The sequence below is a fragment of the Methylobacterium sp. DB0501 genome (genome assembly GCF_011043735.1).
GTDB lineage: Bacteria > Pseudomonadota > Alphaproteobacteria > Rhizobiales > Beijerinckiaceae > Methylobacterium > Methylobacterium alsaeris.
Genome location: NZ_JAAKGV010000006.1, coordinates 108,597 through 121,922 on the forward strand (window position 1 = coordinate 108,597; position 13,326 = coordinate 121,922).

Sequence of the window (13,326 nt, forward strand, 5' to 3'; positions counted from 1 at the left end):
CCAGAATCGCCAGCCCCTAAGCCATCAGATTATGTCGATTTCTCGTTACGAGAACCTGATTTTCACCAGCAACTCAAGCCTGGAATCTCCATCATCACGTGCAAAAAAGTCGCATTTGCTCGCAAATCGAAGAACCTCACTTGACGCAGAACGTTCGCGATCCACGCAGATACGCTGAACGCTTTATTTGATTAGTGTGTTAGCATCGCGGGCGCAGGATTGAGCGGAACGTGCGGCAACCTTGCGGAAGGCTTCCTGGGGCTTGAGGGATAAGCGCTGCCGCAACGCGGCTGTATCACCGGCCACCTCGCGCGATCCCCGGCGGCGCCGGGAAGGCGAGGGGCGGGCCGATCGCAGGCCGGCTCCCAGACCATTGCGGGTACAAGGTTCTTCCCGCGGAATCGGCGGAGGATCGGGGGAGCGGCGACGGTGCCATCGACCCGTATCAGCACCCGCCAGGGCCGAATCGCCGGCCGGCGGCGCGACATCATCGAGGCCGTGCAGCGGGCCCTGTCGACGGGGCTGCTCGTCCCCGAGCACGACCGCTGCATCGTCCTGCAACAGTTCGATGACGACGCGCTGATCACGCCCCCGACGAAGGGCCCCCGTTATACGGTGATCGAGATCACGCTCTTCTCCGGGCGGTCGATGGACGCGAAGCGCCGGCTCTACCGGGCGATCCCGGACGAGCTGGCCCGCTTCGAGGTGCCGGCCGGAGACATCAAGATCATCCTGGTCGACGTCGATCCGGTCAACTGGGGCCTGTCCGGCAAGCCGGCGAGCGGGATCGACCTCGGCTTCAGGATCGACGTGTGAGCGATACCGACGGTCGTTGGAAACGACCTTTGGCATCAGAAGTTCGCCCGCGCCTCGATGCTCGAGTAATAGCCCGACCCCTGGACGCGGTCCTGGACGTAGCCTGCCGCCAGCGACATCTGCACCGGCCCGAACTTCACGCCGGAGAGATGGGCGCCGATGCGGTACTGGCGAAAGAAGTCGTCGCCGAGGAACAGGGCCTCGGGGCCGATATAGACGCCGTCGGCGACCATGTAGCCGACGCGCAGGCGGGAATAGTAGGCGTTGAACTTGGTCGAGTAGGAGCCGTAGGCCGACACCATGGTACGGTCGGTGGGGTTGGCGTAGAAGTTCGCGGCCACGCGCAGGCCGAGGCCGGTGCCGACCACCGGGTTGCCCGGATCGGGGATCGAGAGCTGGTTGCTGCGGGCGTTGAAGCCGATGAAGCCGGCGAGCGCCGCGTCGCGCCAGACCCACTCGTAGCCGGCCATCACCGAGCCCTCCTCCTGGTAGCCCGTCACCCGCGAGGCGACGGCCTGGCCCGGATAGGAATAGGTGCCGGCGATGGCCTCGACCCGCACCCGCGGCCCGCTCTGGGTCGGCGGACCGGCGAGCGGCGCCGTGACGGTGATCGAGCCGAAGGCCGAGCTGTTCGAGGTCACGCTGGTCGAGCCGTCGACGGCGATCGCCCAGCTGTCGTCGACGGCCTGGGCCTGCGCGCCGGTATACCAGTCGGCGCTCGCCGCCGGCGCCGGTGCCCGCAGGTCGGCCGCCAGGGCTTGGCCCGGTGCGACCGCGCCGACGAGGACCGACAGGCCGGCGCCGAAGAGCGGCCGGGTTCGATGCTGGACCGAGGCAATCAACGCCGCCTCCTCTGCAAGATACCGAACGATTGCACACCGGTTTATGCAGGGGGACGGTTAAAAATTAGCTTTCATTCGACGCGAGAGACGTGGGCAATTTTTACCGGCCGGGAAACGAATAGTCTTGTCCTGCCTTGGCCGGCGGGCGGCGGATCAGGCGGCGCGGTCGGCCGCCGGCCCGGCGCTGCCGAGCACCGAGGCGAGGTCCTCGGGCCGGAACGGCTTGTCGAGGCGCAGGAAGCGGCGGGCCGAGGCCGGCAGCTGCCCGTGCGGGCTCGCCAGGACGACGCGGATGCCGGGATGGCGCTCGACCACGGTGGCGGCGAGCTGGAGGCCGGTCATCACCGGCATCGCCTGATCGGCGATCATCGCGTCGAAGGCGGCGTCCTGCGCCAGCAGGCCGAGGGCGTGCTCGCCCGACGCCGCCTGGACCACCGCATGGCCGAGTTCGCCCAGGGCCTCCGCGACGCTGGCGCGCACGAGGCTGTCGCTCTCGACGAGCAGGATGCGCAACGGCGCCCGGCCCGGGGCGGCGGTCACCTCCGGCGCGCGCGCCTCGGCGCGCAGCCAGATCTCGGCCAGGAACGCCTCCTCGCCGCGCCCGTCGCAGACGAGGCGCCAGGCGCCGCCGGCATCGCGCACGAGCTGCGCCACGGTGTCGAGCGCCCGCGGCGAGGGCCGCGTCGCCGCCCCCGGCGCCCGCCGCCCGCTGGCGAACAGGATGCGCAGGGCCGGTCCCTCCGGCATCCCGGGCAGCGGCGGCGCGCCGGCCGGATGCGCGGCGGCGCCGATCGCGAAGCCGTGCAGGCCGAGGTCGCGGGTGTGGAAGGCGAGGTTGAGCAGCACCAGCTCGAGCAGCCGCTCGCCGCACCGCGCCCGCGGCAGGTCGTCGGGGATGCGGGTGACGAGGGGGGCCTCGCGCAGGACGTTCGCCTGCAGGAAGGGCAGGAACGCCGCCACGGTCGCGGCGAGGTCGGAGGAGGCCAGGGGCGAGGGTGGCTGATCGCTCCCCGCGGCCTCGGTACCGCCGCGCACCAGGCCGAGCAGGCGGCGGGTGAGCGCCGCGCCGCGATGGGCGCCGGCGAGCGCCGCGTCGGTGAGCGCCGCCTGGCGCGGATCCAGCGCGGTCTGGCGCCGCAGCACCCCGAGATTGGCGAGCACCACGGTCAGCACGTCGTTGAAATCGTGGACGATGCCGTCCGTGACCCGGCGCAGGACGAGGTTGCGGCGCCGCTCGTTGGCGCCGGCCGGGGTGTCGGGGGCGTCCTCCTCGCGGATCGCCCGGCTGAGCGCGTGGACCCGCACCCGGCCGGCGGCGTCGCGGCCGCGCAGGAACCGCACCAGGAGGCGGCGGGCCGAGTCGGGCCCCGGCCCGCGCAGGCGCAGGGCCACGTCGTGGGGGCCGTCGGCCTCGAGCGCCGCCGCCAGGGTGAGGTCGAGGAGGGGACGGTCGGCGGGCTCGAACCGGGCCGCGAGGTCGGCCATGGTGGCGACGCGGTCGGCGCCCGCCAGGGCGCCGGGACCTGCGGGATCCGACCACGCCACCTGCCGGGTCTCGGGGTCGATCTCCCAGCAGGTCCAGCCCGACATCGCCTCGAAGGTGGTGAGCCGGCCGCGGACGCGGTCGAGGCCGGTCCCGGTCCCGGCGAGCCGGGAATCGAGGCTCAGCGTCCGGTCGCGGACGGTGCCGGAGATCGCCGCGATCTCGCGCACCCGCGAGACCGGCGCCGCGTCGAGGGCGTCGCCCGGGACGTCGTCGGCCAGGCGCCGCAGCCGCGCCGAGACCCGCCCGCCCAGCGCGTAGCCGAGGCCGCCGGCGCCGAGCACGAGGGCGAGGCCCAGGGCCATCAGGCGCGGGTCCGGCCCCGCCGGCGCCGCGAGCGGGATCCCGGGCGACGAGGCGGTGACGATCCAGCCGGGGCTGGCGAGGTCGCGGCTGCCGCGGGTCGGCGCGGCCTCGTGCGGGCGCGGGTCGCCGGCGGCCGGCAGCGGTCCGAGGAGGGCGCGCCCGTCCGCCCCGGCCACCGCGAAGCGGATCCCGTCCCGGATCCCGCCTCCCTGGCCGACGCCGTGTCGGACGCGCTCGCCGATGCCGTCGAAATAGGCGGGCGCGGCCCGCAGCACGAGGCTGTCCGAGCGGCCCGGAACCCCGAGCGCCAGGGTCAGGGCGAAGGGCGCCTCCTCGGGGCCGGCCGCGACCGCGACCTCGGCCCGGCGGGCCGGCACCAGCGTGGCTGCCTGCGGCAGCGGGACGCCGCGGCCGGAGGCGCGCGGGGTCCCGTCCGGGGCGAGCAGCACGGCGTCGCGGTAGCGCGGGTTGAAGGAGAGCCAGTCCTGCAGCCGCGACGCGCGCCAGGCATCGGTCACGCCGGGATCGTCGAGGCGCAGGAGCAGGGCCGCGTTGCGGGCCTCCGCGATCGAGGCGCCGAGTTCCTCGTCGAGGGCGTCGGCATAGGCCCGGGCGGCCTGGACGAGGGCGGGGCGCTCGGTCCCGCCGCCCTGCGGGGCGCGCGACAGCGCCCCCCCGAACCAGGCCAGCCCGAAGGCCGCCGCCGCCACCCCGGCGAGCTGGGCCGCGTTCAGCACCTTGAGCGAGATCCGGACCGAGTCCAGCATGAACGGGTTCCATCGCGCCAGCCGCGAGCCCCGGCCCCGCAGGCGGCGCTCGCGTCCTGCAACCAGGGCAGGCATCCGCTTAAGGTCGGGTTAACGATGTCTGCACTTGCGGCATCGTCGTCGCGCCGGGCGGTAACGACCGCGCGGGAGGTCGATGCGTCGGCATCCCGGGCCGCCGGTATCACGCCTCCCGGGCGTACTCCGCCCCCGGCTCCGCCCCGTCCGCCGCCCCCAGCATGAACCACACCAGGGCCGCGGTCTTGATCGAGAACGGCGAGTCGCTGATCACCAGGAGCAGGCAGAGGTAGATCGCCATGGCGCAGCGCAGGCGCCAGCCGTCCGGATTGCGGGCCGGCATGAGCACGAACAGGCCCCAGGCCACCAGGATGCCGGCGACGCCGATCTGGGTCAGCGCGTAGGCGTACCCGGAATCGGACAGGAACAGCTTGTCGGGCAGGACGCCCATCACGCCCTCGGGCGGCAGCGAGGTGACGAGCAGGGCGGCCCAGAGCAGGCGCCCGGCGATGTCGTTCTGCCAGGTCACCTGCATGCTCTCGTAGCCGTAGATTGTCAGCGCCAGCAGGATCGTGAAGGGCAGGGCGAACCAGAGCAGGCGCGGCAGGCGCCAGCCCACCAGCATCGCCCCGGTGATCGCGACGCAGACGTAGGCACCGAAGCGGGCATCGGCCAGGATGACGGTGAGCGCCGCGCAGAGGAACAGCCAGGCCCGGCCCCGCATGGTGCGGCGGTAGAGCGCCCAGGCGAACAGGACGGCGCCGAAATTGCCGGCCGAGACCGGCTCGAGGAAGACCGACGAGACCCGGTGCGGCCCGAGGAACGGCAGGATGGTGCGCGAATCCGGCCGGATGCCGCTGGTGAACAGCGAGCCGGTCAGCTCGTTGATCTCCGACGCCGACATGCTGCCGCGGGCCACGTAGTAGCGCACGATGTTGAAGTATTGCTGGTAGGTGTCGAACAGACCGTACTCGAACAGCCCCATCACCACCACCACGATGCCGGAGGCCAGCACCGCCCGGTCGGCGTCGCGCAGGTCGGGCGAGCGCATCCCGAGATTGTAGAACACGACCGGGATCAGGAAGTCGCGCACGCCCTTGACGTCGGTCGAGCCGCGAAGCGCCAGGAGCAGGAGCCCGTAGGAGACGAGCCCGGCGAGGATCAGCCACGGCCCGGGCCGCTCGTCGAGGGCAAAGCCCAGGGTGAGCGCGATGATCGCCACCTCGGCGCCGATCACGGTGCCGCCCGAGACCGGGAACCCGGCGGTGTTGAGGAAGCACAGGCCCGCGTTGAAGACGAGGGCCGCGATCAGCACGAGGAAGGCGGCCCGCGCCTGGTAGGGCGCGCGCCGGTCGGCGGCCGGCAGGGCGGCGGCCAGGTTCATCCCCTTCTCCTCACGCCGCCCGCACGCGGCCGGGCACGGGCGCGGCAGGCGCGGGCTCGGCCGCCGGCCGGCGCGGGGCGAAGGCGCGCCGGCCCTCGACCGCGACGAGGCCGAACAGCCCCTGCGCCCGGAAGCGGCCGGCGCCGTCGAGGGTGTCGAGCAGGCGCTCGAGGCGGGTGCGGGTCATCCGGCCGGGGGCGACGACGAGGAGGATCGCGTCGGAGGTCTCCGGGATCGACAGCCAGCCGTCGCCGCGCCCGACGTCGCGCTCCGCCACGATGATCTCGGGCCGCATCATCCGCTCGGGCCCGCGGCCGGGCTCGATGACGGCGAGCCGGCCGCGGACCGGCGCGTCGGAGCGCGGGCCGTCGCCGAAGCCGAGCCGGGCATGGGCCTGCTCGGGCACCAGAAGGGCCGGCTCGCCGAGGCGGAGCAGGAGGTCGGTGAGCACTTCCGCCGCGCGCAGGCGCTCCGGCCCCAGCCCGTCCGAGGCCACGGTGACGACCACCGCCTGGCTGCGGCCGGCGAGCCGGGTCCGCAACTCGCGCGCCGCGGTGACGAGCGCCTCCTCGGCGCTGCCGCCGCGGCCGCGACGGCCCGGTCGCCGCAGCCGGGCCCAGACCGGCGCACCGGCGGAGCCGAGGCCGGCGACCGTCGTGATGTTGCCGCGCCAGAGATCGTACAGGAAACCGAGGATCAGCCCGAGCACCGCGCCGAACAGGCCGGCGGCGACGATCACGATCGGCGCCGGGGTGTCCGAGGGCTTGAGCGGCGGGGTGGCGCGCGAGACGATCTGCGAGTTGCTCGGGTTGATCGATTGCTGCTGCTCGAGGTCCTTGGTGCGGTCGAGGACGAGGTTGTAGGTGCGCCGGATCGCCTCTGCCTCGCTCTCGAGCTGGCGCAGGCGGATGCCCTCCTGGTTGCTGCTGGTCTGGGTCGCGATCAGCCGCTCGGCCCGGCCGCGCAGCTGGCGCAGGCTCTCCTCGCCGCGGCGCAGGTCCTCCTCGATGGTGCGGCGGATCCGGTCGGCCTCGGCGGCGATCAGCCGGGCGGTCGCGGCCCGCTGGGCGGCCAGCGCGATCATCTGCGGGTGGCTCGGCCCGAGGCTGCGGGAGAGCTGGGCGATCTCCTGCAGGGTCTGGGCGTACTGGGTGCGCAGGGACACCATCACCTGCGAGGTGTCGGCCTCCGGCACCGCCTGGACCTGGCCGTCGGGGGCGCGAAGCTGGCGCACCTGCTCGCGCCGGGCCGAGAGCCGGGCGAGGTTGGTCTCGGCGGCGGTGATCTGGGTGTAGAGGTCCTTCAGCTGCTGCGACACGAGCAGGCCGGCATCGCCGGAGCCGATCAGGCCCTTCTCGGCCCGGTAGCGCTCGACCGCGACGTCGGCCCGGTTGAGCTGGGCGCGCAGGTCGCCGGCCTGGGTCAGCAGCGCCTCGTTGGCGCGGCGCACCGCCGAGACCCGGTCCCGGGCGCCGACCTCGAAGAACTGGGCGGCGATGGTGTTGGCGATCTCGGCCGCGCGCCGCGCATCCGGATAGGCGACGGTGAGCTGGAAGTTGAACGAGTTCTCGACCCGGCGCACCACGGTGCGCTTGCGCAGGGCCTCGAGCGCCACCACCGCCGGGTCGGCGCCGGGGGGCGCGCCGCGGGTCAGGACCGGGTCCTCGGCGAGGCCGAGCTGCGCCACGACGGGATCGAGGAGCTTGGCCGAGAGCAGGATCAGCCCCTGGCTCTCCAGGTTGGCGAAGTCGAGCTGGGCCGGCGCGTCCTGGCGCGACAGGCCGCGGCCGACGATCTGGAGCGCCTGCGGGTCGATCAGGAGCTCGACGGTGGCGCGATAGGTCGGAACCTGGCGACACGCATAGAGCCCGCCGAGCGAAGCCATGACGCCGGCACTCGCGACGATCCACAGGCTGCGCCGGCGGGCCGAGCCCCACAGATCCGCGAGCGTACCGCCGGTCCCGCGGGTGGTGGCCGCGGCGGGATCTGCCGTCGACATCTCGTGCCCCTGCCTCATGCCAAGTTCGGTTGCCAAGTCCGGTTGCCAGGTCCAGTTGCCAAGTCCGGTTGCGATGCCCGGTTGCGACCTCCGATCGACGGCGGCGCAACGCGGACGTCGTCTCCGCTCCTGCGCCGCACCGGCCGATGACCTGCGTCTCGCGACAGTCATCCCCCGGCGGAGCGCGTTCTTCGACCATCCCTGAACCTGCAGGGCACCGGCAGGAACTTAGTCGCGGTTCGGTTACCGATCCCCCAGCCGTTTCCGGCGCCGGCCCATCCCAAACCGGGACAGGCCGGCGCGCCTCGGGTTCAGCGCGGCATCAGGGCCGCGCCGCCCGCCGGGGCGCGCCGCGACGGCGTGGTCCCGGCCGGCAGCCGGGGGCCGTTGCGCCTGAACCAGGCGAGGGCCGGGCGCTCGACGAGGCGGCAGGTGAGGGCGGCGAGGGGCACGGTCACGGCGACCAGCAGGGCGGCGACCGCCAGGTTGGCGGCACCGGAGCCGAAATCGAGGTAGCGGTCGTGACCGAGGATCACCGTCCGCGGCAGACCGGTGCGCTGCGCGACGTAGTGCATCGCCGTCGTGAAGACCTGGATCACCGGCAGGTGCAGGAGATAGATCGAGAACGACCACAGGCCGAGGCTCTGGGCCGGCCGCGCGCGGGCGAGATCCGACAGGGCGCCCCGCCCGTGCGAGAACAGCGCGATCGCGACCCCGAAGACGAGGCTCGCCGCGCAGGCGCCGAAATCCTGCGGCACCAATGCCACCACCGCCACCAGGGCGAGGAGAGACGCGGCCTCGGCCGCCGTCGCGCCCGCCCGCCCGAACCGCAGCGCGTCGCGCAGGGTGTAGGCGAGGCAGCCGATGAACAGGTCGAACAGGCAGCGCACGATGCCCCAGTTCTGGATCACGAACAGCGTGCGCGGGCTCACCCACCACAGCGCCAGCGCGCTGGCGGCGGCGAGGCCCGCGAAGACGAGGCGCGCCCGGGGACCCGCCGCCATCACGGTGAGGGCCAGCACCATCGAGGCCCAGAACTCGACCGCGATGCTCCAGGACGGGAAGTTCCAGCTGTAATCGCCGAAGGTGCGGAAGTTCTGCAGGAACAGCAGGTGGGTGAGGATCTCGATGGGTCGATGGCCGGCCCCGAAGGGCGGCGTCGCCACCGGCGTGCCGGCATGGTGCGACAGATAGGCGAGGCGCACCAGCTCGATCAGGATCATCAGGGCGAGCGTGGCGGCGTGGAGCGGCCAGAGCCGGCCGAAGCGCATCCACCAGAAGCTCAGGACCTGCCGGCCCGTCGCCAGCCGGTCGCCATAGGCGTGCAGCAGCACGAAGCCCGACAGGACGAAGAAGAGGTCGACGCAGAATTGCAGGTTCGGGAACCACGCCTGCTGCTGCAGCGGGTGGGCCAGCGGCATGTGGAAGAACGCCACCGCGAGGGCGCACACGCCCCGCCCCGCATCCAGCACCTCGAACCGGTCTGTTCCGTCACGCCCGTGCATCGTGCGCCACCCGTGCCGTTCTCGAACAACTCTGTCCGGTCCGGGGATGCCGGGCCGTGCGTCCCGGGTGGATCCGCAGGATCGATGCCGCCTGGAAACGACCAGAAGGACGGGCAGGAGGGTCGGGCGGAGGGGAGCGGACGACGAGGCGATTGACCAGTCCGCGAAAATAAGTTTGATTTACCTGCGTATAACTGCTTAGGGTGCGACAACTAGATTGAGGTTAGTTGATGATTAATGCTCAAGAAATTCGCACGATTCTGGCGCGCCACGGCACTCTTGCCAACACGATCGGCCAACTCTCGGACGATGCGTGCCTGTTCGACAACGGCCTCGACTCGTTCGGCGCGGTCCAGGTGATGATGGATCTGGAAGAGCATTTCGAGATCGAATTCCCGGAACACCTTCTCAACCGCGACACGTTTTCGACCGTGAGCAGCATCCGGGATCTCGTGTTAGAACAACTGGCGCGGAAGGCGGCGTGAGTTTGGCCGGCGGGGCGACCCATTATCGCCGCCCCGGAGCCGCGGCACAACCCGATCGCCTTGCGGCACGGTACCCGACACCGGCAGGCGCGGCATCGACGGGTCCGTCCCTCAGTTGAACTTCCCGCTCGCCGCCGCGCCGTCCGGCCCGGTGATCTGCACGACGCCCTTCGGGTTCGCGCCGAGCGACACCTCGGCCTCGCCGGTGAGCCGCGCCTCGGCCGGCGTCAGGACGACCCGGGCCGGCTTGCCGCCGACGACGAGGATCGCCGTGCCCTTGAAGCCGGCGGGGGACACCGCCTTCTCCTTGGCGTCGTAGACCCAGACCTCGACCCGGCGGTCCTTGGTCACGAGTTCGATGTGGTAGGGACCGGCATCGACGATGCGGCCGCCCTTGTCCCCGTTCCCCTCGTGGGCGCAGGCCTGGTGGGCGCAGAACGGCAGGGCGATCGCCAGGGCGCCGGCGGTGAGGAATCGCTGAAGCATCGTCCGTTTCTCCGGATGTCTCGATCTGGATCAGAACGCGTCCGCGGATGCGGGCGCGGCATGGGAGGCATCGGCCCGGGCGGCGTCGCGCATCGCCGCCAGGCGCTCCAGCGGGCGGCGGCCGAAGCGCAGGATCAGCACCGGCGTCAGCACCGCGTCGAGGAGGGTGGCGCTGATGAGGCCGCCGAAGATCGTCACCGCGACCGGGTGCAGGATCTCCTTGCCGGGGCTGGCGGCGTCGGTGAGCAGCGGCACCAGGGCGACGCCCGCCGACAGGGCGGTCATCAGCACCGGGGTCAGCCGCTCCAGGCTGCCGCGCACCACGAGGTCCGGCCCGAACGGCACGCCCTCGTGCAGGGCGAGGTTGAGGATGTGGCTGACCTTGAGGATGCCGTTGCGGGCCGCGATGCCGGTGAGCGTGATGAAGCCGATCATCGAGGCGACCGAGAGCGGCTGGCCGGCGAGCCACAGGGCCGCCACCGAGCCGACGAGGGCGAGCGGCACGCTGCCCATGATGATGAGCGCCAGCCCGCCCGAGCGGTAGCGGCTGGCGAGCAGCGCGAAGATCAGCCCCAGCGACACGAGGGAGAGGGCGCCGATGGTCCGGCTCGCCTCCTCCTGCGCCTGGAAGGTGCCCTCCAGGCTGGTGAACACCCCCGGCGGCAAGGTCTCGGCCGCCACCGCCTTGCGGATGCCGGCGACGATCCCGGCCATGTCGGCCTCGGCCGTCGTGTTCGCCATCACGACGAGGCGGCGCCGGCCGTTCTCGCGCAGGATCTGGTTCGGGCCGTCGGTCTCGCGGATGTCGGCGAGCTGGCGCGCCGGCACCCAGCCGGACGGCGTCTCGACCAGGAGGTCGCTCAAGGTCGCGGTGGTGCGCTGCGTCTCGGGCAGCCGCAGCACCACGTCGAAGCGGCGGTAGCCGTCGACCACCGTCGAGACCAGGCGCCCGTTGGAGAGCCGGCTGATCTGCTCGACGAGGGCCGCCGGCTGCACGCCGTAGAGCGCCGCGCGGCCGTAATCGACCCGGATCTCGAGCTGCGGGATGCGGGTCTGCTTCTCGATCTGCAGGTCGGCGAGGCCGGGAAGCGCCCGCATCCGGTCCTGGAGCGAGGCCGCCACGCGGCGCAAGGCATCGAGATCCTCGCCGAAGATCTTCAACGCGATCTCGGCCCGGACGCCGGACAGCATGTGGTCGAGCCGGTGCGAGATCGGCTGGCCGACATTGACCGAGACCGGCAGGACCGCCAGCCGCCGGCGGATCTCGGCCACCAGCTCGGCCTTCGGCCGGCCGCCCCCTTTGAGCGCCACCTCCAGGTCGGAGGAGTGGACGCCCTCGGCATGCTCGTCGAGCTCGGCCCGGCCGGTGCGCCGGCCGACCGCCGCCACCTCGGGGATCTCCATCAGCAGCCGCTCGGCGATGGCACCCACCCGGCTGCTCTCGGGAAGCGAGATGCCCGGGGTGAAGGCCATGGTGACGGTGAAGGAGCCCTCGTTGAACGGCGGCAGGAAGGCCCGCGGCAGGTGCGCGGCGGCGAATCCGGCGCCCACCACCAGGGCCGCGACGGTGCCGACGAGCAGGCGCGGGTGGCGGAACGCCACCCGCAGGGCGGCGGCGTTGACGTGCTTGAGCCCGCGGATGAACCGGCTCTCGTGCTCCTCCAGGCTCTTCATGCCGGGCAGCAGCCACGAGGCGAGGACCGGCGTCAGGGTGATCGAGACGACGAGGCTCGCCAGGATCGACACGATGTAGGCCTGGCCGAGCGGCGCGAAGAGCCGTCCCTCGATGCCCGACAGGGCGAAGAGCGGCACGAAGACCAGGACGATGATCGCCGTGGCGTAGACGATGCCCGACCGCACCTCGTTCGAGGCCGACACCACCACCTCGAAGACCGAGCGGGGATTGCCGGCGGCGCGGTTCTCGCGCAGCCGGCGAAAGATGTTCTCGACGTCGACCACCGCGTCGTCGACGAGTTCGCCGATCGCGATGGCGAGCCCCCCGAGCGTCATGGTGTTGATCGACAGGCCGAGGAGGTGGAACACCAATGCGGTCGTCAGGATCGAGACGGGGATGGCGGTCAGCGAGATCAGGGTGGTGCGGACGTTCAGGAGGAAACAGAACAGCACCACGGCGACGACGAGGATCGCCTCGACCAGCACCCGCTCGACGTTGGCGATCGAGGTCTCGATGAAGTCGGCCTGGCGAAAGAGGATCTTGTCGGCCGAGATGCCGGCGGGCAGCGAGGGCGCGATGTCCTTGAGCGCCGCCTCGATCGAGCGGGTCAGCGCGACCGTATCGACGTCCGGCTGCTTCTCGACCGAGACGATCACCGCCGGCTTGCCCTGGTAGCCGCCCTCGCCGCGCTTGGCCTTGGCGGCGAAGGAGACCTCGGCCACCTGCCGCAGGCGCACCGGGGCGTTGCCGGCGGTTCCCACCACGAGGTCGCGCAGGTCCTCCAGGCTCATCGTGCGGGCGATGTTCCGGATCAGGTACTCGCGCGAATACTGGTCGGTGAAGCCGCCGCCGGCATTGGTGCCGAATTGCTGGAGGGCTGCGTCGAGCTGGGCGTTGGTGACCCCGAGCGCCCGCATCGCCGCCGGGTTCGGGGCGACGCGGAACTGGCGCACCTCGCCGCCGATCGGGATGACCTGGGCCACGCCCGGCACGGTGAGGAGCCGCGGGCGGAGCACGAAATCCGCGGTCTCGCGCAGCTCCATCGGCGAGAGCGCTTCGCCGGTCACGGCGATCAGCAGCACCTGGCCCATGATCGAGGAGACCGGCCCCATCTGGGGCGTCACCCCGCGGGGCAGCTGGTCCTGGACCAGGGCCAGCCGCTCGGCGACCTGCTGGCGGTTGCGGTAGATGTCGGTGCCCCAGGCGAACTCGACATAGACCACCGACAGGCCGACGCCCGAGACCGAGCGCAGCCGGGTCACGCCCGGCAGGCCGTTGAGCCGGGTCTCGATCGGATAGGTCACCATCTGCTCGACCTCCGGGGGGGCGTAGCCCTCGGCCTCGGTCATGATGGTGACGGTCGGGCGGTTGAGGTCGGGGAAGACGTCGACCGGCAACCGCGTGAGGCTGAACGCGCCGTAGAGCACCAGCACGAGGGCCAGAGCCAGGACGAGCAGGCGGTTGCGTAGGGACTGCGTGACCAGGAAGGAGAACATCCTTGCG

Annotated in this window: 9 protein-coding genes; 2 read left to right on the forward strand and 7 right to left on the reverse strand. The window is 72.1% G+C overall.

Features of this window, described 5'->3' with window-relative positions:
* Positions 1–429: 429 nt before the first annotated feature.
* Positions 430–816, forward strand: coding sequence for a tautomerase family protein (locus tag G4G93_RS35875; protein WP_165083937.1), 387 nt, complete (start codon positions 430–432; stop codon positions 814–816).
* A 35-nt stretch (positions 817–851) separates the two neighbouring features.
* Here the strand turns inward: G4G93_RS35875 and bcsS are convergent, their stop codons facing one another.
* From bcsS to G4G93_RS10680, 5 genes are all read right to left on the reverse strand, one after another.
* A complete protein-coding gene (bcsS, locus tag G4G93_RS10660) occupies positions 852–1,610 on the reverse strand; it encodes a cellulose biosynthesis protein BcsS (protein ID WP_395413816.1) in 759 nt (252 codons plus the stop codon).
* A 201-nt stretch (positions 1,611–1,811) separates the two neighbouring features.
* Positions 1,812–4,349, reverse strand: a complete 2,538-nt coding sequence (locus tag G4G93_RS10665; protein WP_246736682.1) for a response regulator — start codon at positions 4,347–4,349, stop codon at positions 1,812–1,814.
* A 106-nt stretch (positions 4,350–4,455) separates the two neighbouring features.
* Positions 4,456–5,673, reverse strand: coding sequence for a UDP-phosphate alpha N-acetylglucosaminyltransferase (locus G4G93_RS10670; RefSeq protein WP_165083942.1), 1,218 nt, complete (start codon positions 5,671–5,673; stop codon positions 4,456–4,458).
* A gap of 10 nt (positions 5,674–5,683) precedes the next feature.
* Entirely contained in the window at positions 5,684–7,672 is a 1,989-nt protein-coding gene (locus G4G93_RS10675; protein ID WP_165083944.1) for a GumC family protein, read from the reverse strand.
* A gap of 311 nt (positions 7,673–7,983) precedes the next feature.
* Positions 7,984–9,177, reverse strand: a complete 1,194-nt coding sequence (locus tag G4G93_RS10680; protein WP_165083946.1) for an acyltransferase — start codon at positions 9,175–9,177, stop codon at positions 7,984–7,986.
* Positions 9,178–9,407: 230 nt separating this feature from the next.
* Between G4G93_RS10680 and G4G93_RS10685 the strand changes: the two genes are divergently transcribed.
* Complete coding sequence (locus G4G93_RS10685; RefSeq protein WP_165083948.1) at positions 9,408–9,662, forward strand: acyl carrier protein; 255 nt, start codon at positions 9,408–9,410, stop codon at positions 9,660–9,662.
* 111 nt (positions 9,663–9,773) lie between these two features.
* Here G4G93_RS10685 and G4G93_RS10690 read toward each other — a convergent pair whose 3' ends face one another.
* Together G4G93_RS10690 and G4G93_RS10695 are read right to left on the reverse strand one after the other, a co-directional pair.
* Positions 9,774–10,148, reverse strand: a complete 375-nt coding sequence (locus G4G93_RS10690; RefSeq protein WP_246736683.1) for a hypothetical protein — start codon at positions 10,146–10,148, stop codon at positions 9,774–9,776.
* Positions 10,149–10,178: 30 nt separating this feature from the next.
* Positions 10,179–13,319 carry an efflux RND transporter permease subunit gene (locus G4G93_RS10695; RefSeq protein WP_165083950.1) on the reverse strand — a complete coding sequence of 1,047 codons (3,141 nt, stop codon included), beginning with the start codon at positions 13,317–13,319 and terminating at the stop codon, positions 10,179–10,181.
* Positions 13,320–13,326 lie beyond the last annotated feature (7 nt).

What these genes read in the sequence shown, in the direction of transcription:
- G4G93_RS10665 (WP_246736682.1), bottom strand. Translation starts at nt 4,349, where the DNA reads ATGCCTGCCCTGGTTGCAGGACGCGAGCGCCGCCTGCGGGGCCGGGGC.
- G4G93_RS10670 (WP_165083942.1), bottom strand. Translation starts at nt 5,673, where the DNA reads ATGAACCTGGCCGCCGCCCTGCCGGCCGCCGACCGGCGCGCGCCCTAC.
- G4G93_RS10675 (WP_165083944.1), bottom strand. Translation starts at nt 7,672, where the DNA reads ATGTCGACGGCAGATCCCGCCGCGGCCACCACCCGCGGGACCGGCGGT.
- G4G93_RS10680 (WP_165083946.1), bottom strand. Translation starts at nt 9,177, where the DNA reads ATGCACGGGCGTGACGGAACAGACCGGTTCGAGGTGCTGGATGCGGGG.
- G4G93_RS10685 (WP_165083948.1), top strand. Translation starts at nt 9,408, where the DNA reads ATGATTAATGCTCAAGAAATTCGCACGATTCTGGCGCGCCACGGCACT.
- G4G93_RS10690 (WP_246736683.1), bottom strand. Translation starts at nt 10,148, where the DNA reads ATGCTTCAGCGATTCCTCACCGCCGGCGCCCTGGCGATCGCCCTGCCG.
- G4G93_RS10695 (WP_165083950.1), bottom strand. Translation starts at nt 13,319, where the DNA reads ATGTTCTCCTTCCTGGTCACGCAGTCCCTACGCAACCGCCTGCTCGTC.